Source organism: Paenirhizobium naphthalenivorans (assembly GCF_007992095.1).
Classification (GTDB): Bacteria; Pseudomonadota; Alphaproteobacteria; order Rhizobiales; family Rhizobiaceae; genus Allorhizobium; species Allorhizobium naphthalenivorans.
Genome location: NZ_BJZP01000011.1, coordinates 103,970 through 121,118, shown reverse-complemented (window position 1 = coordinate 121,118; position 17,149 = coordinate 103,970). Strand labels below are relative to the sequence as shown.

Genomic DNA, 17,149 nt, shown 5'->3' with positions numbered 1-17,149 from the left:
ATATGACAGTTCGGCAACCATATCCTTTCGGGAATAGAGGGCCAAGCCGGTAAGTTGTGGTTGCACGGCGTAGTTAGACTTTCACGTCCTTCCGCCGCAGGATTTTGACGATCCGCCAGCCGAGATAGAGTGCTACGGCGCCGGCGGCGAGGAAACCGCTCAGGTCCCCGACGATTCCCGCGATGCTTGTGACATTATTGCTGAAGGTCACGCCAAGGCCGGTATAGCCGCCGACCCAGAACACCTCCCCGGCCACGCCGCAGAGCGTGAAGCGTGTCCAGGAAAACGCCGTGGCACCCGCGATCAGATTGACGTAGGGACCGAGCGGTGCGAGCAGCCAGCGCGTGAGAAAGACGGCGACCGCGCCACGGCTGTTGATGCGCGCCTCGGCCCGGGCGAGCGCCTCCTGTCGCGAGGGGGTCTTAGCGATCCGCGCCATGATGGTCGCTCCGCTCACTCGCCCGATGGCAAAACCGGTCTGGTCGCCGAGCACGGCCGCGGCAAGCGCCGTGACAAAGACTGCGACGAGGTTGAAGTCGCCGGCGGCGGCAAAGGCGCCCATCAGCATCATGACGATCGAGGCGGGGAGAGGTAGACCGAGGCAGCTCAATCCCGTGACCGCTGCCAGCAGCGGCAGGCCGTAAGTCGGCAGGAGTGCCAGCAACTGCTCCGTCATCGGCTCGGCTCTTGCGCCCGCAGCAGGGCGATTGCCGCCTTGACGTCGATTTCGAATGCGTCGAGCGACTGGCCTTGGTCGCGGGCGATCCGCTCCAGCGTCGGCCGCGCCCTCTTGTTCTGATTGTCCGATGGTTGAAGGTTGAGGATCTCCATCAAGCGGTCGCGCGGGACGTCGTAGGAATGGGCCACATAGCCGATTGTCATCCAGCCTTCGAGTGGCTGATTTCGGTGGGCCGGATCGCTCCAATAGAGAATGGAAAGAAGGAAGCGAGTGGCGAAGAAGAGTGTGATCAGGGTCGTCACGAGGAAAGCGCCGAGCAGCAGGCGATGGCGTTGCCACAGAATTGCAAGTGCCTTCACCCGTCGTTCCTCACCGAATTCTCTGCAACAAACGCCGCCGGGGTTGACAGTCCCGACTGCTGCCGTTCAATCGGCCTGACCATCTAAACAAAAAAGGTATGTTGCGGCAATGAGCGGGTCAGATGTTCGTCTCGAGGAGAGTTGGAAAAGAGTTCTCGGGCCGGAATTCGCCAGTCCTTACATGCAGCAGTTGCGGGAATTCCTCGTCGCGGAAAAGCACGCCGGCAAACGCATCTTTCCCAAGGGAGCGGATTATTTCCGCGCCCTCGACCTGACGCCACTCGATCGGGTGCGTGTCGTCATTCTCGGCCAGGATCCTTACCATGGCGCGGGGCAGGCGCATGGGTTGTGCTTCAGCGTGCAACCCGGCGTGCGCGTTCCCCCGTCGCTGGTCAATATCTACAAGGAACTGCAGAGCGATCTCGGCATTCCGCCCGCCGCTCACGGCTTTCTGGAAAGCTGGGCGCAGCAGGGTGTGCTGCTGCTGAACAGCGTGTTGACGGTGGAGGAAGCGCGCGCTGGCGCCCATCAGGGGCGAGGCTGGGAGCGTTTCACCGATGCCGTCATCCGCGTGGTCAATGACGAATGCGACAATGTCGTCTTCATGCTGTGGGGCGCCTATGCGCAGAAGAAGGCTGCGTTCGTCGATCGTCAGCGGCATCTCGTCCTGACGGCGCCGCATCCGTCGCCGCTGTCTGCTCATAACGGTTTTTTCGGTTGTCGGCATTTCTCCAAGGCGAATGATTTTCTCGTCTCGCGCGGGCTGGATCCGATCGATTGGCGCCTGCCGGAAAAGCCATTGCGCTCCAGTCACCAGGGTTGAGGGCGGCGCAGCATACTCCCTAAAATTCTATTGATTTTCAGAAGGGCCGCGTCCAGCATGCACCTTGATTTTTTCAAGGCATTTTCCAGGACGTATTTGCATGAACCCGTCGCATTTCTCGAAGCCCGTCTGGCGTCTGCCCGACCGCTCGGCCTTTTCGGATTTGCCAATTACAGGCCCGGAGCGTGTCGATCTGGCGGTGGTCGGCGGTGGTTTTCAAGGCCTCTCGACCGCCTATGCGGCGGCGTTACGGGGCCTTTCTGTGCGTGTCATGGAGGCGCGTGGTCTGGGCGAGGGAGCGTCGGGGCTGAATGGCGGGCAGGTCATTCCCGGTCTCAAGTTCGACCCGGAGCGCTTGCTCGAGATTTTCGGTGATCGCCAGGGCGAGGTACTGATCGATTTTGCGGCAGGCGCGGCGGACACGGTCTTCAAACTGATCGACACCGAAGGGCTTGATGTCGAGCATGTCCGGTCCGGCTGGATTCAGGCCGCGCATACGGATGCGGCCATGGCTGCGATCACGCAGCGCAGCCGGCAATGGCAGGTCCGCGGCGCGGACGCGATGCTGCTGAATGGAGCGGAGATCGCGCTTCTCACCGGCGCGACCGGCTATCTGGGAGGCTGGCTCGATCGCCGGGCCGGGACGATCAACCCGCTTGCCTTCGTTTTCGGGCTGGCGCGTCTGGCGACTGAAGCCGGGGCGCAGATCGCCACCGGCGTCGGGGCAACCGGGCTGCGGCGAGAGGGGGGGGAGTGGCGCGTCGAGACCAGTGCCGGGCATCCGGTTATGGCGCGCTCTGTGCTCGTCGCCACCAATGCCTATTCCGATGCTTTGGTGCCGGGGCTGGCCAGGAGCCTGGTTCCGCTGCACTCTTTCCAGATCGCGACCGCGCCTTTGCCCCCCGATTTACAGGAAACCGTTCTGCCGCATGGACAGGCCGTCTCCGACAGCCGTCGCATCCTAGTTTACTATCGCAAGAGCGCCGACGGCCGGCTGGTGCTGGGTGGGCGAGGGCGGATGGGCGAGCCGAGGAGTGAGAAGGACTGGCAACACCTGCAGGTGGCCATGCTCCGGCTTTTTCCGCAACTCGAAGGGGTGGCGATCGAGCATCGCTGGTTCGGTCGCGTCGCCATGACGACCGACCACTTGCCGCACTTGCACGAGCCGGAAAAGGGGCTTGTTGTCGCCGCGGGCTGCCAGGGGCGAGGCATTGCGTTGATGGCGGCACTGGGACCCCGCCTGGCCGACTATTTCGAGAGCGGCGATCCATCGGCGCTACCCTTTCCCCTGTCGCCGATCCGGACGATCCCACTCCATGCACTACGCCAGATCGGTGTCGGGGCCATGGTGGCTTGGTATCGCATGCTCGATAGCCTGGAAGGCTAGGCTCCGGGGTCCTGCACGGGAGAAGCATCCTTCACGCATATTGTTATATGTGCGCCTCGGAATAGGCGGTGCAGGCGCCGACATCGCTCCAGACCGGCGGTTTTCCGGTCCGTCTCGCCTGCCTGTCTGCATGGCTAAGAAAGAGATCGAGGCGCCGATCGCGCAAACCTGGAAAGAGCGGGAGGATTGAGAAGGGCAGGGGCGCGAAGGGATTGGCGCGATGATAGGCATGTAGTTCCACGCGCAGCGTGCGCCGGTCGCTGACGGCGCGTGAGTGGAAGGCGTAGGTGTCGGCCACCACGAGCGTGTTGGCCGGCACCACTACCTTTCTTGGTGTGAAGTCGCCGAGTTCTGACAAGTTCTCCGGCATAATCCGGAAGGAGCCGGCCGCATGGTGAGAACGCTTGTCGCCAACGGCGCTCAGGCTCTGGCGGTATTCCCAGCCGAGCCGTTTGTCAGTCAGCTTGTGGCTGCCGGGCACGAAAACGAAAGGTCCGTCGTCGGGACCTACATCCTCGAGAAACAGCCAGGCCTTGGAGCTGGAATGAAAGGTATCTGCGTGCAGGGCCGTCTGCGGGTCGATTTTCCTGATGGACGGCTCCGCGATGATGGTCTGAACGAAATAGATCGGGTCGCCGCCGAAGCCACCGACATAGCGGATGAGGTTCGTGATCGACGGTTCGCGGCTGAAGTGGGCGATCTCCGGCGTCTTTGCGAGTACGCCTGGATTGATCGGGATCATCCGCGTGACCGTCTGTCCCTGTCGCATCTCGCGGGCATGCAGTGGCTCGTTCTTGAGGAAATCGCGAATCCGCTCGAATATATCTCGGGGAAGCGCATTTTCGCGGATGACGAATCCGTCTCGCTCGAAGGCGGCGCGTTCCTCGGCGGAGACCGAAAGGCCGAGGAAGCGCCGACGGTAATCGGTCATGGCGGCAGCAAGGCGAACGCGTTCGCGATGCAGTCCGAGCTGGTTGAGGCGCGGGTTTCCTAGCAGGGGATTATTGCGGAAAGACTTCTCGCTTCCGAACACGCCGAGGGCGTAGGCCGGATAGCGCCACCACGGAACGGTATCTTGCGACACGGAAAGCCCTCCATTCTGCGTATAGCAAGCCTATGGGAAAACCTGGGCAAGGCAATCGGATTCTGCTTGAGACGTACAAGAGCTGGGCGTGGTCATTCCACGGTCTTGAAACAGGCGCTAAAAGCCGGTTAACTGGCGCTTGCCTTCCTTTGCCCCCTCCGCAAGAAAAAGACCTCCTGCCATGAAACGCGTCTTCAATCCGCCATCTGTCAGGCCGCCCTTCGGCCAGTATAATCATGGGCTGCTCGTGCCGCCTGGGGCCAGCCTGCTGGTCACCTCGGGACAACTCGGTATCCGCCCCGACGACAGCATCCCGCCGGACGTGACCGGTCAGGCGGAGTTATGTTTCGAGGCGATCAAGGCGATCCTCGGCGAGGCGGGCATGAGCTTTGCCGACGTCGTCCGCATCTCCGGCTTCGTCACCAGACGCGAGGATTTCTCCGCCTACATGGCGGTGCGGGATCGCTACACGCTCGAGCCAAAGCCAGTGTCGACGCTGATCGTGGTCGGAGGCTTCACCCGTGCGGACTTCCTCGTGGAGGTCGAGGTGACGGCGGCGAAGGTATTTTGACTACGCTGGCGTCTGCTCCTTTGATGATCACGCCGGGCTGAATCTCTCAAGCGGGCGAGACGATCGCGCGGCTGCTACTGCCACGCTCTAATTGTTCTGGGGTATTGAGTGGCCTGCCGGCACTGCCTGCAGGCGACTACGCGCAATCGCGGCCAGGGCCGCGGCTCCGGCGACGCCTTCCAGGCCGAGGCCCAGAGCGGGAGCAAGGAGAGCCAGCAAAGCAAAACCGGGCAGGACGCCGATCGAAATCCCCTTGCAGATATAGCGGTCCCGGACCATCCAGAGGCTGAGGAAATAGGCAGCGACCGGAATGGCGACGGCATAGTCTCCCGCAAGGACCGAGATTTCGGAATGATGGGTGATGATGTCGACCAGCGCCGCGAAACCGGCGCCGATCGCCGCGCCCGAAGCGAAGATGAAGAAGTGCCCATAGCCCCAGATGAGAGCCCGACGCAGTGATCGCGTTGGCAGATGTTCTTCTGGCAGGAAATACACCCACCACAGGGAGAAGACGATCACAAGCGCGGAGAGCGCCGTGTGGACCAGCATGATGTCGAAATGCTCGACCGTCTCGCGCAATGCCAGTGTTCCTGCCAGGAGCGTTTCACCCAGTACGATGATGTTGAGCAGCCCGTAGCGCTCCATGATGTGGTGGCGATGCCAGGGCGTGCTTGAGGTGAGCGATTCTGCAATGGCGGGAACGGAGATCTCAAGCAGAACCCCGATTGCCCACATGCCATAGGATATGCCGCTGGAGAGCGGCTGAAACAGCATGAAGGATACCCAGTAGAGCTGAACCAGCGCGATGCCGATCGCATAGGCGATGGCGGTTTTGCGGTGGGCGGTATCGGCGCAGCCGGCGCGGAGCCAAAGTACCACCATGGCGATACGCATCAGCACGTAGCCGATGATCACCGTGGTGAAGTCGGGCGTAGCGGAGAAAAGGCTTGGAATTCCCTCGGCCATGATCAGGGAACCGGCCATGATCACCATTGTCAGCAGCCGGTAGGTGGTGTCGTCGTTGTCATAGGCGGATGCGAACCATGTGAAGTTCATCCAGGCCCACCAGATGGCAAAGAACGCCATGCCGAACGTAAGTGTTGCCTCGAGAGCGTGCCCCTCCGACAGTCCGTGATGCAGGCCGGCGGCGGCAGACGCGACCGCGATCACTGACACCAGGTCGAACAGCAGTTCGAGCGGGGTCGCAGCCCGATGATGTTCCTCCGGATCGCGCGGTCTAAGCGGCGGCATGAAGTTCTGAAGGGCAGGGATCAGGGCAGCCATGGGCATCTCGCTTTGATAAACCGCAACTTTTGTGCAGGAAAACGAGATGCCCGACAAGGGGCGAGATGGATCAGAACCGTTCCATCTCGTGCTTCACCTTGGCGAGGAAAGCGGCGCGCGTTTCATCGGTGCAGTTGTTCATGTCGTAGTGCGCCATGTATTTGACCGGGGCGCCGATCTTGATCTGGGCGCGTAGCACGCGGGTGACAATCTTTTTCGGCGGATTGCCGACCAGGAAGGCGCGCCAGGGCGTCGCGCCATAGGTCATGACTGCGGAGAGCTTTCTGATGTGGCGCAGCGTCGGCGTCAGCTTGCCGTCTTCGAGGTCGAAGGAGACGCCTTTTACCCAGACGCGGTCAAAATAACCCTTGAGCATGGCCGGGAAACCGAAATTCCACACCGGAGTGACGATGACCAGGCCCTCTGCCGCCTTCAGTCGCTCGACATAGGATTTCACCAGCACGGTGTTGTCGGGGTAGTCGTGATAGATCGTCCGGTCATGCGCGGAAAGGACCGGATCGAAGCCTTCTTCGTAGAGATTGCAGCCGTCGACCTCGTGACCGGCTTTGATCAGGCTTTCACAGGTTTGGCGATAGAGCGCCCGACCGTAGCTTTCGTCTAGGGGGTGGGAGTGCAAAACAAGTACGCGCATGGTGAGAAAAACTCCATATCGTAGCCCATGGCGGATTGCCGCTGGGCGTTGAGTGAAAATTTTCCGCGCCGTTTGTCCCGATGAAGAGAGGCTCGCCGCCATAGCCGAGCCTGCCATCACCATGGTCGTTTCCATGCGTCGGGGCCGGTGTGCCGCCCCCGATCGGGAGTACCTTCGGAAGTTCAGTCTGTCGTGGCGGTATCAAGCCTCCTGGAATGCCTGGAGGCCGGGGAAAAGGTAGTTCTTGCCGGCCGTGAAGTCGAAATCGGGATTGTCCCAGGCGATCATCTTGCCCGGGTTGAGCAAGCCCTTCGGATCGGTCTCCTTCTTGAACGCCAATTGGATGGTGTCCGTCTGTTTCATGCCGCCTTCCTCCAGCGTATAACGGTGAGGATTGAAGATCGGGCAGCCGTTGTCCTCGTGGATCCTGATGATCTCTTCGAGCCGTTCCGGGGTCGTATAACGCACCAGCGGCAAGCCAGAGCACTGGATCGCGCCGTCGAATTTGATGAACTCGAGATGGCCGATCACCTCGTCGCCGAAGATCTCGACCATTTTGCCAACCTTGGCCACATGGTCCGGGCTCGGATACTGGACCTGCAGATAGGTGAAATTCGGATCGATCTTCAGGGCGCGCAAGGTCGTGTGGTTCCATGCCAGTTCATAGGCATGGGGAATACCCTTCATGCTTTCGACCTTGTCGGAGCGGAAGCGGATCTCGCCCTTCATCTTCTCGACATAGGCGGCGAAGGGCTCCATCGAGTGGGGTGCAACCATCAGGACGACGACCGACTGGCCTTCCTTCAGCCAAGGCTTGTGGCGCGTGAAATACTCGTACGGAACGGGGGCCGCGATCGGCGCCACTTCCTTGAGGAGGATGCCGTTGCGATGGGTCAGGGCATCGGCGAAGCGCACCGCATCCATGAAGTCGTCATAGCCGACGATGACGTCGACCCAGTCGTAGGCAGGCGCCAGCGGCATTTCGACTTCGGTGATGATGCCGTTGGTGCCGTAGGCGTGAGAGACCTTCTGCAGGTCCCAGGCCGAAAGTTCGAGCACCCGCGGTTCGGCTTCCATGGTGACGACGCGCAGGCGCAGGATGTTGCCAAGGTCGCGCAGCCCGCCCCAGGTGATCGAGCCGACGCCGCCGGAGCCGCCGGCGATGAAGCCGGCGACGGTTGCCGTCTGGGCGGTCGAAGGATGGAAGCGCAACTCCTGTCCGGATTTTTCCTTCAGCTCCTTGTCGAGCTGGGAGATGATGATGCCGGGCTCACAGACGACGCGACCTGGGTGGATCGCTTTGATCTTGTTCATATTCATCAGGTTGAGCACGATCCCGCCGGAGAGCGGCATGGCCTGGCCGTAATTGCCGGTGCCGCCACCGCGCGGGGTGACTGGGACGCCGTGGGCATAGGCGACCTTCAGTACGCGGATCACTTCTTCTTCCGTCGTCGGCGAGACGACGAGATCCCCCACGACGTTGTCGAGCTGCGCCTTGAGGATCGGTGAATACCAATAGAAGTCGCGGCTCTTCTGCTTGACGAGTGCGGGATTGTCCTCGACGGCGATACCTTCGAGTTCGCTTTTGATCTGCTGGTAGTCGGCCATGGTCAGTCTTTCATCAGCGGGTCAAGATCACGATAATCCGGCAGGCTGCGGTCGATGCCCTTGCCATTCCGCATCACGATGCGGTCGGCCTGCGGACGGGAAAGAAATTCGCTCCAGCGCCGTGCCGTAAACAGCACGAGGTCGGCGGGGAGGCCGGCGGCGATGCGGCCACGGTCGGCGCGTCCGAGGATGTCGGCCGGCGTGCGTGTGACGACGCGGGCGGCCTCATCGAGCGGATGGTCGAGATGAAGGATGCGCACGCCCTCGCGGAAGACCTCGACCGGGTCGAGATCGCCATAGGCGTAAAACGGGTCGCGGGTGTTGTCGGAGGAAATCGCGGTGGCGACGCCGGCGGCGGCAAGCTCGTGGAACAGGGTCACGCCGCGATAGCGCGGGGTGCGGCCGGTGGTGCGATCTTGCAGGTACATGTTGCACATCGGCAGGGACACGACCGACAGCCCAGCCTTGGCCACCACGTCGATCGTCGCCTTGGCGAGATCGTCGTTCTGGCGGGCAAGCGAGCAGCAGTGGCCGACGGTGACCGCCCCCTGATAGCCGTTACGGATTTTCGCTTCGGCAATGGTCTTCAGCGTCAGGACTTCCTGATCCTGGGTCTCGTCGACGTGGAGATCGATGTCGAGGCTGCGGTCGGAGGCTGTGCGGAACAGCAGGTCAAGCCGGGTCTCTAGGTCCGGCATCAGGTAGGTGACGCCGCCGAGCAGGCCACCATGGCCGGCGATGACATCGGTCAGGTCGTGGAAATAGGCGTCGTCGGTGATCATGTCGAGCGGGAAGAGGGCGACGGCCTGAAGGGCGATCCTGTCCTTCCACGCATCGCGGATCTCGGAGAAAACTTCGAAGGAAATGCGGTGCTGCGGCGGAAGGCTGTCGAGATGGGTGCGGATCAGGCTGGTGCCATGGGCATAGGCCGTCTTCAGCGAGAACTCCATGCGCGTCCGCACATCGTCGGCCGACCAGCGGGCCTCGCGGTCGTTGCGCACGGCGTCGAGGGCGCCGGTAAAATCGCCCGTCGGGTTGGGACGGCGGTCCCAGATGTGACCCTTGTCGAGATGCGTGTGCATGTCGGCGAAGCACGGCCACACCATGCCCTGATCGAGATCGGCCGCCGGCAGATCGCCGGGCGCGGTGCCGGCGGGCAATACGGCCTCGATCTTGCCGTCGGCGATGACGAGATCGGCATGGATCAGACCTTCAGAACCGGCCGTACCAGCAAAACCGTCAACGGCAATGGCCGGCAGGGTGGCATTGGTCAGCACATAGCGCGCGGCATCGGGCAGTGTAGATGCGGGATTAGACATCAGTTCTCTCTCTTGATGCTGCTTTCATGCCAGCGATGCAGAGCCAGCCAGGAAATGAACGAGGTGATCGCGAAGATCAGGACGCCAAGGCAAGACAGCAGGAAGAGGGCGGCGAAGAGGCGCGGGATGTTGAGACGGTATTGCGCCTCGAGCAGGCGGAAGGCGAGACCGGAGCCAGCACCCGCCGAGCCCGCGGCGAATTCTGCCACCACGGCCGCGATCAGGGCGAGCCCGCCGCCGATCCTCAGGCCCGTCATGAAGTAGGGCAGCGAGGCCGGGAGCTTGAGATAAAGCAGTGTCTGGAGCCTCGATGCGCCGTAAAGGTCGAAGAGGTTCAACAGGTTGTGGTCGACGCTCTTCAATCCCTGGACCATGTTTGACAGGATCGGGAAGAAGGCGACGAGGAAGGCGCAGATCAGAAGCGCGACCTGGGTGGACGGCGCATAGATCAGGATCAGCGGGGCGATGGCGACGATCGGCGTCACCTGTAGGATGACGGTGATCGGATAGAAGGCCAGTTCGATCCAGCGCGACTGGACGAGGAAAACAGCGATGCCGACACCGCCGATCAGCGCGAGCGCGAGCGAGGCGAGCGTGATCTTGGTCGTCACCCAAAGCGCGGGGGCAAGCGTGCCCCAGTCCTTGATGAGCGCGGCCCCCGCTGCCACCGGGCTCGGCAGGATGTATTGCGGAACGCCCGAAACGACGACGCCGATTTGCCATGCCGCGAGCAGGACGAAGACTACGAGGATCGGCACGACGATTTTCAGCAGCATTTCGTGCGATCGAGATGGCGCCGTCGGCTTGATCGCCACAGGAGAGGAGGGGGGCATTATCATCAGTGCGTGTCCTCTCCGCCCATGGCTTCCAGCAGTGTTTCCGATACGGTTTCGCAGGCCTGGCGATATTCTTCCGAGGTGCGGTAATGGGCGTCCCGTTCCAGGCTGGTGTGCAGCGGGAAGTCGGCATGGACGCGGCCTGGTCTCGCTCTCATCACCACGATGCGGCTCGACAGATAGGCGCTCTCGAAAACCGAATGGGTGACGAAGATGACGGTGATGCCGGTCTCTTTCCACAGCCGCAGGACGTCGTCGTTGAGCTTCTGGCGGGTGATCTCGTCGAGTGCCGCGAAAGGTTCATCCATCAGCAGCAGCTTGGGCTTGGTTACCAGCGCTCGGGCGATCGAGACGCGCATCTTCATGCCGCCGGAAAGCTCGCGCGGATAGGCGTCGGCGAAATCCTTGAGGCCGACGGTCGCAAGCGTCGCCATGATCTCGTCGCGGGCGGCGGCTTTCGACACGCCCTTGAGCTTGAGTGGCAGATGGACATTGCCGAACACGGTCTGCCAAGGCATCAGTGTGGGCTCCTGGAAGACGAAGGAGATGTCACCTTCGGGCAGTCCCTTGGAATTGATGCGCGAGCTTGGCCAGTCGATCGTTCCGCTCGATACGTCGCCCAGACCGGCCATAATCCTCAGCGCGGTCGATTTGCCGCAGCCGGAGGGGCCAAGGAGACTGACGAATTCGCCGCCGTTGACGGTGAGCGACATGTCGGACAGCGCCACTGTGCCGCTCGAGAACATCTTCGATACGCCGCGCATGACGACGAGTGGCCGTCGCTGCTGGTTGGGGGCAGCTGGCGATGCGGAGGACGGTGCCATCTCGGCGTCTGAAGCAGTCATTGCGGGCCTTTGTCAGGTCTTGGAATGTCGGAGCGGCTGGCTCCGTCTTCGCCCGGCCGGGAGAAGGTGGTCCGGAGGACCGGATGAGGGGGCGAGGCTTCGTTCCCCTCATTGTTTCGTTTTGCCTGGCTGTTCCACCCGTCGGGCGGGACAGCCCAGACTTTACTTCTTCAGCGCCATGCCGACGCCCTTGCAGACGTATTTGGTGGTGAAGGCCTTGGTGTAGTCGAGGTCGGCCGACTGGACGCCAATCGAAACCATGTCGTCGAAGAACTTCTTGTAGCGTTCCTCTGTCATGCAGCCGATGCCCTTGTCGAGCGCCTCGCCCGATTCGACGATGCCGTATTCTTTCATCTTGGCGATCGAGTACTCGATCTGGCCATCCGTGATCTCCGGATTGTCCTTTTTGATCAGGTCATTGGCCGCCTTGTTGTCGCCGTAGAGGTAGTTGTACCAGCCCTCGACCGAGGCATCGACGAACCGTTGGACGACGTCGGACTTGGTCTCGACCATCGTGGCGGTGGTGGTGATCATGGTGGAATAGGGATTGTAGCCGTTGTCGGCGAGCAGGAAGACCTTCGGGGCCCAGCCGGCCTGCTTTTCGATCTCAAAGGGTTCCGAAGTCAGATAGCCCTGCTGAGCGGACTTCGGGTCGGCGATGAAGGGGGCCGGGTTGAAGGTGTAGGGCTTGTACTGCTCGTCCTTGAAGCCTTCGTAGTTCTTCTTCATCCACTCGAAATAGGTGACGTAGCCGTCCTTACCCATGAAGATCGTGTCGAGCTTGGCAAGGTCGGCGAAGGTGTCGATGCCCTGGTCTGGATGGGCGAGCAGGACTTGCGGGTCCTTCTGGAAGATCGCTGCGACATCGACCAGCGGAATGCCTTCCTTGACGGCATCCATCTCGCTGAGCGGGCTGCCCATGTAGAAATCGACTTTTCCGGCGATCAGCAGCGAGCGATTGGCGGCGTTTGGTCCGCCCTGGACGATGGTGACCTTCAGTCCATACTTTTCATAGGTGCCGTCGGCAACGGCCTGGTAAAAGCCGCCGTGCTCGGCCTGAGCCAGCCAGTTGGTGCCATAGCTCACTTCATCGAGGGCGTAGGCCTGGGTGGTGGCCGAAAATGCGGCGGATACCCCGAGAGTGACTGCGAAAGCCTTGATTTTCAAAGAGCTATGCATGCGTTTTTGTTCCCCTGTTAAGCCTTTCGGCATCGTGAGAGTGCCTGTTTTTCTCATTTGAGCGGTTGCCTTGCGCTTTGAAAAGCATCAAAATTCGTCCGCATTGATGCCTTTTTTGCACTGCTGTGCAGACTGATGCTTAAATAATGCTGTGTGGCTAAAAAATATGCAATGGTGTTCCCGTGCTTCATTCCCGAAAGCTGCAATACATTAACGAAATCGTGCGTTGCGGGTCGATCCGCAAGGCCGCGGCGCGCCTCAATGTCGCCTCGTCGGCGGTCAACCGCCAGATCCTGGCGCTTGAGGAGGAGCTCGGCGCGCCGATCTTCGAGCGGTTGCCGCGCGGGCTGCGTCTGACGGCGGCCGGCGAGCTTTGCGTCGAGCATATCCGCGACGTCCTCAAGAACTATGAGAAGCTCGAAGCGCGTATCCGTGGCCTGAGAATGCCACAAGCGGGCAGGGTAACGCTGGTCACGACGGTCGGGCTCGCGTCCGGACCCTTGCCGCAGATCCTGGCTCGCTTTCTTGACGCACATCCCCGCGTGCGAATCAAATTGCGCAACGATGGTGGCTCGACCACCATCAATCCGGTGCTGACGGGCGAGGTCGACATCGGGCTCGGCTTCAATATTCCGGCGACGCCCGGCATCCGGACGCTGGCCAATTTCGACGTGCCGGTCGGCGTTGTCTTGCCGCCCGGTCATCCGCTTTCCCATGAGACGGGGCCGATCGATCTGGCCGACGTGGTGCAGGAAAAGCTGGTGCTGGCACAACCCGGCACCAGCCTGCGCAATATCATCGATCTTGCGCTCGCGCCTGTGCCGCTTCCTGTTGAACCGGTGCTCGAGACCAATTCGTCCGAGTTGATGAAGCAGTTGGTCAGGTGTGGCGTCGGGCTGACGCTGCTCAATCCGCTCGACGTGATCAGCGAATGCCGGGCCGGCGAACTGGTTTTCCGACCCTTGCTCGAAGCCCAGTTGCGGCATCAGCCGATGAAGCTCTTCGCCCGTGCCCGTGCCCCGCTCGACGCGACGACCAGCCTGTTTGTCGAGTATCTGATGCAGGAGCTTCTGGATCTTGTGCAGGAATTGCAGGGCAAGGGCCACATCCCGGCGGGTGATAAACCGGGTGATCGGGCCCTTGCGTCCCGAGAGGAGGATCAGCGCGAATAGAGGTTTGACAACGGATAGCGGGTGAGGTCGCGCAGCAGTTCGACGAAGCCTGCGATCTGATGTTTGCAGATCGCTTCGCCCTTTTCCTCCGTCCCCTTGGAGGCATCGCCGACGACGCCGTTCGGGTTGAGGTCATGGGCGATCCAGGCCAGCGAATGCGGCGGCAGCGGGGTCAGGAACTTGGAGTTGGACCGCATCTCCTCTGCCTTGGAGACAAAATTCTGTGCGTTTTCCATGCGCACCAGTTCCGGGCGGAAATAGAGCATCAACGAGGTCTCGACCTCGCCGCCATGGATGCCATAGCGGCTCTCGTGCTCGGAGATCATGCCGTCTGGATTGCCGAACCGACCCCACTGGGTGGAGACCACAGCCATCTGGTGGCGGACGCGCAGTTCGCGGGCGACGATGCTCATCACGTCGACATTGCCGCCGTGAGAATTGACGATCACCATCTTGCGGATGCCGGCCTCGGCGACCTTGGTGCCGATGGCGGTCCAGGCGGGTATCAGGATTTCCGGGCCGAAGGAGAGTGTGCCGGGGCCGTGGATATGTTCGTTGGCCTTGCCGATCTCCTGGGTTGGCAGGACGAGGAAGTCGAGATCGTCGGGGCGCTGGTTCTTCAGTTCCGCCAGCATGCCGTTGGCGATCGCGACGTCGGTCGCGATCGGCAGGTGCGGACCGTGCTGTTCGGTCGAGGCGATCGGCAGAATGGCGATCGTCGTCTCGGGGGAAAGCCCGGCGAAATCCGCGGTGTTCAGTTCGTTCCAGAAAAATGGCTTTGCCATGGCTGCTTCCCTCGTAGGTTTCTCAGGGAATCGATTAGGCAATAAAGCGGGCTTGGAAAAGCATCATATTGCGTGCAGGGTGCTGCCTTAAAGCGAGCGCCCCAGGCGCGCGACGGCTTGAGTTCGTCGCGCGCGCAACATCAGGCCGGCTGTTTGGGTTTGCCCCATTCGGCAATCGCAATGCCACCGAGGACGAGCACCAGCGCGATGAGATGTAACGGACGGAGAGCCTCCCCGAGAATAACGAGCGACAGCAGAGTGCCGAAGACGGGGACCAGGTTGATGAAAAGGCCAGCCCGGTTGGCGCCAATTCCTTCGACGCCGAGCACATAAAAGACCTGCGAGATCAGCGAGGGGAGAAGCGCTGCATAGGCGATCATGCCGAGACCGGCGACATCCGGCAGGATCATCGAGCCGTTCGCCGCCTCCCAGATCACGAGCGGCAGGCCCGTCAACGCGCCGCCGAGCGCGGAAGCGGCCATCAGGCTTTTCCAGTGGATCGCCGGCTTCCAGCGCAGCGCGATCGTATAGACGGCATAGGCTGCGACGGCGAGCAGCAGCAGCGCGTCGCCAAAGTTCAGCGCCAGCGACAGGAGGACATGGATGTCGCCGCGGGTCGCGGTCAGCGCGACGCCGACGAAGCTGATGGCGAAGCCGATGATCTGGATGAAGGAGACAGGTATGCGAAACAGCAGGAAGTTGAGAATAAAGATGAGCACCGGAATGCCGCCCTGCTCGATCGCGCCGTTGACTGCGGTTGTGTATTTGAGCGCCGTATAAAGAAAGCCGTTGAAGGCTGTATAACCGATCGCGCCATAGCCAAGCAGCAGCCACCAGTGGCGTTTCAGTGCCGGCCAGTCCTTCTTCAACTGCGGAACGGAGATCGAGCAGATGATGACCAGCGCGACGGCCCAGCGGGAGAAATTGAGCACCATCGGGCTGACGTGGCCGACGGCAAGCTTGCCGACAACGGTGTTGCCGCCCCAAAAAAGCGTTGCGACGGTCAGAAATAGGTAGGCTCTGAGAAGCAAGGGATTTCACCAGCAAGGTTGGTTGGGAGTGGGGCGTTAGGGCGTTAGTCACCGCATCGGATAGGCGAGGGGCCGCGTTTTGTCACGCAAAAAGCCGATTTGGCGCGCATAACGAGTCGATTTCATAAAAACAACACAGTATAGATGCGCGGGTTTGGATAAGGCGCAGACTGTTGCGCGATAGACAGGATTTCGAAATGACGAATGTCGTGGTTGTGGGTTCGCAGTGGGGTGATGAGGGCAAGGGCAAGATTGTCGACTGGCTCTCTGAACGGGCGGATATCGTCGTGCGGTTCCAGGGCGGCCACAATGCCGGCCATACCCTTGTGATCGATGGCATCAGCTACAAGCTGTCCCTGCTGCCCTCGGGTGTCGTGCGCCCCGGCAAGATGGCGGTGATTGGCAATGGCGTCGTGGTCGATCCGCATGCGTTGCTGGCTGAAATCGAGCGGCTGAAGGCGCAGGGCGTTACGGTAACCCCGGAGAACCTGCGAATCGCCGACAACGCGACGCTGATCCTGTCGCTGCACCGTGAGCTGGACGGCATGCGCGAGGACGCCGCTTCCAACAGCGGCACGAAGATCGGCACGACTCGCCGAGGCATCGGCCCGGCCTATGAAGACAAGGTCGGCCGGCGCGCCATCCGCCTGATGGACCTCGCCGATATCGAGGCGCTGGAGGGCAAGGTCGAGCGTATCCTGACTCATCATAACGCCCTTCGCCGCGGTTTCGGTGCGCCGGAAATCGAGCACAAGGCGATCATGGAAGAACTCACGTCCATCGCCGATCAGGTGCTGCCATTCCGTGACACCGTCTGGTTGATGCTGGACAAGGAGCGCCGCAAGGGCTCGCGTATCCTGTTTGAAGGCGCTCAGGGCTCGCTGCTTGACATCGACCACGGCACCTATCCCTTCGTCACCTCCTCGAACACGGTTGCCGGCCAGGCCGCCGCCGGTTCGGGCATGGGGCCGGGCGCGCTCGGCTATATCCTTGGAATCACCAAGGCCTATACGACTCGCGTCGGAGAAGGTCCGTTCCCGACCGAACTGACCGACGAGATCGGTCAGTTCCTTGGCGAGAAGGGGCACGAATTCGGCACGATCACCGGCCGCAAGCGTCGCTGTGGCTGGTTTGACGCGGCACTTGTCCGCCAATCGGTCGCCACCAATGGAATCACCGGCATCGCACTGACCAAACTCGACGTTCTTGATGGTCTGGAAGAGCTGAAGATCTGCGTTGGTTACAAGCTCGACGGTCAGGAAATCGAGCATCTTCCGGCGTCCCAAGCCGCCCAGGCGCGCGTCGAGCCGATCTACATCACGCTCGAAGGCTGGAAGGAATCGACTGTCGGCGCCCGCAAGTGGGCGGACTTGCCGGCTCAGGCGATCAAATATGTCCGTCAGGTCGAGGAACTGATCGGCGCGCCGGTCGCGCTGCTTTCGACCAGTCCGGAGCGTGACGACACGATACTTGTGACGGATCCATTTGAAGACTAAGCTTAGTTTTCGTTAAGCTTTTGCCAGCCGGCCGGTGCC

At 61.5% G+C, this 17,149-nt stretch carries 17 protein-coding genes; 5 read left to right on the top strand and 12 right to left on the bottom strand.

What is annotated here, in order from left to right; all coding sequences use genetic code 11:
- Nucleotides 1–73 precede the first annotated feature (73 nt).
- Both RNA01_RS12860 and RNA01_RS12855 read right to left on the bottom strand, forming a co-directional pair.
- The gene (locus RNA01_RS12860; protein WP_147180614.1) at nt 74–676 is read right to left on the bottom strand and encodes a DedA family protein; all 603 of its coding nucleotides are present in this window, start codon (nt 674–676) and stop codon (nt 74–76) included.
- A complete protein-coding gene (locus RNA01_RS12855; RefSeq protein ID WP_147180613.1) occupies nt 673–1,038 on the bottom strand; it encodes a hypothetical protein in 366 nt (121 codons plus the stop codon). Before RNA01_RS12855 ends, RNA01_RS12860 begins: the two co-directional genes overlap by 4 nt.
- 109 nt (nt 1,039–1,147) lie before the next feature.
- Between RNA01_RS12855 and ung the strand changes: the two genes are divergently transcribed.
- Complete coding sequence (gene ung / locus RNA01_RS12850; protein WP_147180612.1) at nt 1,148–1,861, top strand: uracil-DNA glycosylase; 714 nt, start codon at nt 1,148–1,150, stop codon at nt 1,859–1,861.
- Nucleotides 1,862–1,961: 100 nt separating this feature from the next.
- Entirely contained in the window at nt 1,962–3,248 is a 1,287-nt protein-coding gene (locus RNA01_RS12845) for an NAD(P)/FAD-dependent oxidoreductase (protein ID WP_147180611.1), read from the top strand.
- A 43-nt stretch (nt 3,249–3,291) separates the two neighbouring features.
- Here the strand turns inward: RNA01_RS12845 and RNA01_RS12840 are convergent, their stop codons facing one another.
- Complete coding sequence (locus RNA01_RS12840; RefSeq protein WP_147180610.1) at nt 3,292–4,332, bottom strand: phytanoyl-CoA dioxygenase family protein; 1,041 nt, start codon at nt 4,330–4,332, stop codon at nt 3,292–3,294.
- Nucleotides 4,333–4,513: 181 nt separating this feature from the next.
- Here RNA01_RS12840 and RNA01_RS12835 point away from each other — a divergent pair, with 181 nt between their 5' ends.
- The gene (locus tag RNA01_RS12835; protein WP_147180609.1) at nt 4,514–4,903 is read left to right on the top strand and encodes a RidA family protein; all 390 of its coding nucleotides are present in this window, start codon (nt 4,514–4,516) and stop codon (nt 4,901–4,903) included.
- An 87-nt stretch (nt 4,904–4,990) separates the two neighbouring features.
- Here RNA01_RS12835 and RNA01_RS12830 read toward each other — a convergent pair whose 3' ends face one another.
- From RNA01_RS12830 to RNA01_RS12800, 7 genes are all read right to left on the bottom strand, one after another.
- Nucleotides 4,991–6,187: a low temperature requirement protein A gene (locus tag RNA01_RS12830; RefSeq protein ID WP_147180608.1), complete on the bottom strand. Its 1,197-nt coding sequence runs from the start codon at nt 6,185–6,187 to the stop codon at nt 4,991–4,993.
- A 70-nt stretch (nt 6,188–6,257) separates the two neighbouring features.
- Complete coding sequence (locus RNA01_RS12825) at nt 6,258–6,839, bottom strand: NAD(P)H-dependent oxidoreductase (RefSeq protein WP_147180607.1); 582 nt, start codon at nt 6,837–6,839, stop codon at nt 6,258–6,260.
- 201 nt (nt 6,840–7,040) lie between these two features.
- Nucleotides 7,041–8,447 (bottom strand): FAD-binding oxidoreductase, encoded by a 1,407-nt coding sequence (locus tag RNA01_RS12820; RefSeq protein WP_147180606.1) that lies wholly within the window; start codon nt 8,445–8,447, stop codon nt 7,041–7,043.
- 2 nt (nt 8,448–8,449) lie between these two features.
- Nucleotides 8,450–9,766, bottom strand: coding sequence for a cytosine deaminase (locus RNA01_RS12815; protein ID WP_147180605.1), 1,317 nt, complete (start codon nt 9,764–9,766; stop codon nt 8,450–8,452).
- Nucleotides 9,766–10,542 (bottom strand): ABC transporter permease, encoded by a 777-nt coding sequence (locus tag RNA01_RS12810; RefSeq protein WP_371864066.1) that lies wholly within the window; start codon nt 10,540–10,542, stop codon nt 9,766–9,768. The genes RNA01_RS12815 and RNA01_RS12810 overlap by 1 nt, the downstream gene beginning before the upstream one ends.
- 62 nt (nt 10,543–10,604) lie before the next feature.
- Entirely contained in the window at nt 10,605–11,426 is an 822-nt protein-coding gene (locus RNA01_RS12805; protein ID WP_235916609.1) for an ABC transporter ATP-binding protein, read from the bottom strand.
- Between the two features lie 183 nt (nt 11,427–11,609).
- Nucleotides 11,610–12,626 (bottom strand): ABC transporter substrate-binding protein, encoded by a 1,017-nt coding sequence (locus RNA01_RS12800; protein ID WP_147180602.1) that lies wholly within the window; start codon nt 12,624–12,626, stop codon nt 11,610–11,612.
- A gap of 182 nt (nt 12,627–12,808) precedes the next feature.
- On the opposite strand from RNA01_RS12800, the gene RNA01_RS12795 reads away from it, so the two are divergent.
- Complete coding sequence (locus RNA01_RS12795; protein ID WP_147180601.1) at nt 12,809–13,798, top strand: LysR family transcriptional regulator; 990 nt, start codon at nt 12,809–12,811, stop codon at nt 13,796–13,798.
- Here the strand turns inward: RNA01_RS12795 and RNA01_RS12790 are convergent.
- Nucleotides 13,786–14,583, bottom strand: a complete 798-nt coding sequence (locus RNA01_RS12790) for a creatininase family protein (RefSeq protein WP_147180600.1) — start codon at nt 14,581–14,583, stop codon at nt 13,786–13,788. The genes RNA01_RS12795 and RNA01_RS12790 overlap by 13 nt on opposite strands.
- 140 nt (nt 14,584–14,723) lie before the next feature.
- Complete coding sequence (locus RNA01_RS12785) at nt 14,724–15,614, bottom strand: DMT family transporter (protein WP_147180599.1); 891 nt, start codon at nt 15,612–15,614, stop codon at nt 14,724–14,726.
- Between the two features lie 197 nt (nt 15,615–15,811).
- On the opposite strand from RNA01_RS12785, the gene RNA01_RS12780 reads away from it, so the two are divergent.
- Complete coding sequence (locus tag RNA01_RS12780) at nt 15,812–17,110, top strand: adenylosuccinate synthase (protein WP_147180598.1); 1,299 nt, start codon at nt 15,812–15,814, stop codon at nt 17,108–17,110.
- Nucleotides 17,111–17,149: the final 39 nt, after the last annotated feature.

Coding starts and splice junctions, on each gene's coding strand:
- RNA01_RS12820 (WP_147180606.1), bottom strand. CDS start 8,447: ATGGCCGACTACCAGCAGATCAAAAGCGAACTCGAAGGTATCGCCGTC.
- RNA01_RS12780 (WP_147180598.1), top strand. CDS start 15,812: ATGACGAATGTCGTGGTTGTGGGTTCGCAGTGGGGTGATGAGGGCAAG.
- RNA01_RS12845 (WP_147180611.1), top strand. CDS start 1,962: ATGAACCCGTCGCATTTCTCGAAGCCCGTCTGGCGTCTGCCCGACCGC.
- RNA01_RS12835 (WP_147180609.1), top strand. CDS start 4,514: ATGAAACGCGTCTTCAATCCGCCATCTGTCAGGCCGCCCTTCGGCCAG.
- RNA01_RS12805 (WP_235916609.1), bottom strand. CDS start 11,426: ATGGCACCGTCCTCCGCATCGCCAGCTGCCCCCAACCAGCAGCGACGG.
- ung (WP_147180612.1), top strand. CDS start 1,148: ATGAGCGGGTCAGATGTTCGTCTCGAGGAGAGTTGGAAAAGAGTTCTC.
- RNA01_RS12790 (WP_147180600.1), bottom strand. CDS start 14,583: ATGGCAAAGCCATTTTTCTGGAACGAACTGAACACCGCGGATTTCGCC.
- RNA01_RS12800 (WP_147180602.1), bottom strand. CDS start 12,626: ATGCATAGCTCTTTGAAAATCAAGGCTTTCGCAGTCACTCTCGGGGTA.
- RNA01_RS12825 (WP_147180607.1), bottom strand. CDS start 6,839: ATGCGCGTACTTGTTTTGCACTCCCACCCCCTAGACGAAAGCTACGGT.
- RNA01_RS12810 (WP_371864066.1), bottom strand. CDS start 10,542: ATGCTGCTGAAAATCGTCGTGCCGATCCTCGTAGTCTTCGTCCTGCTC.
- RNA01_RS12830 (WP_147180608.1), bottom strand. CDS start 6,187: ATGGCTGCCCTGATCCCTGCCCTTCAGAACTTCATGCCGCCGCTTAGA.
- RNA01_RS12815 (WP_147180605.1), bottom strand. CDS start 9,766: ATGTCTAATCCCGCATCTACACTGCCCGATGCCGCGCGCTATGTGCTG.
- RNA01_RS12860 (WP_147180614.1), bottom strand. CDS start 676: ATGACGGAGCAGTTGCTGGCACTCCTGCCGACTTACGGCCTGCCGCTG.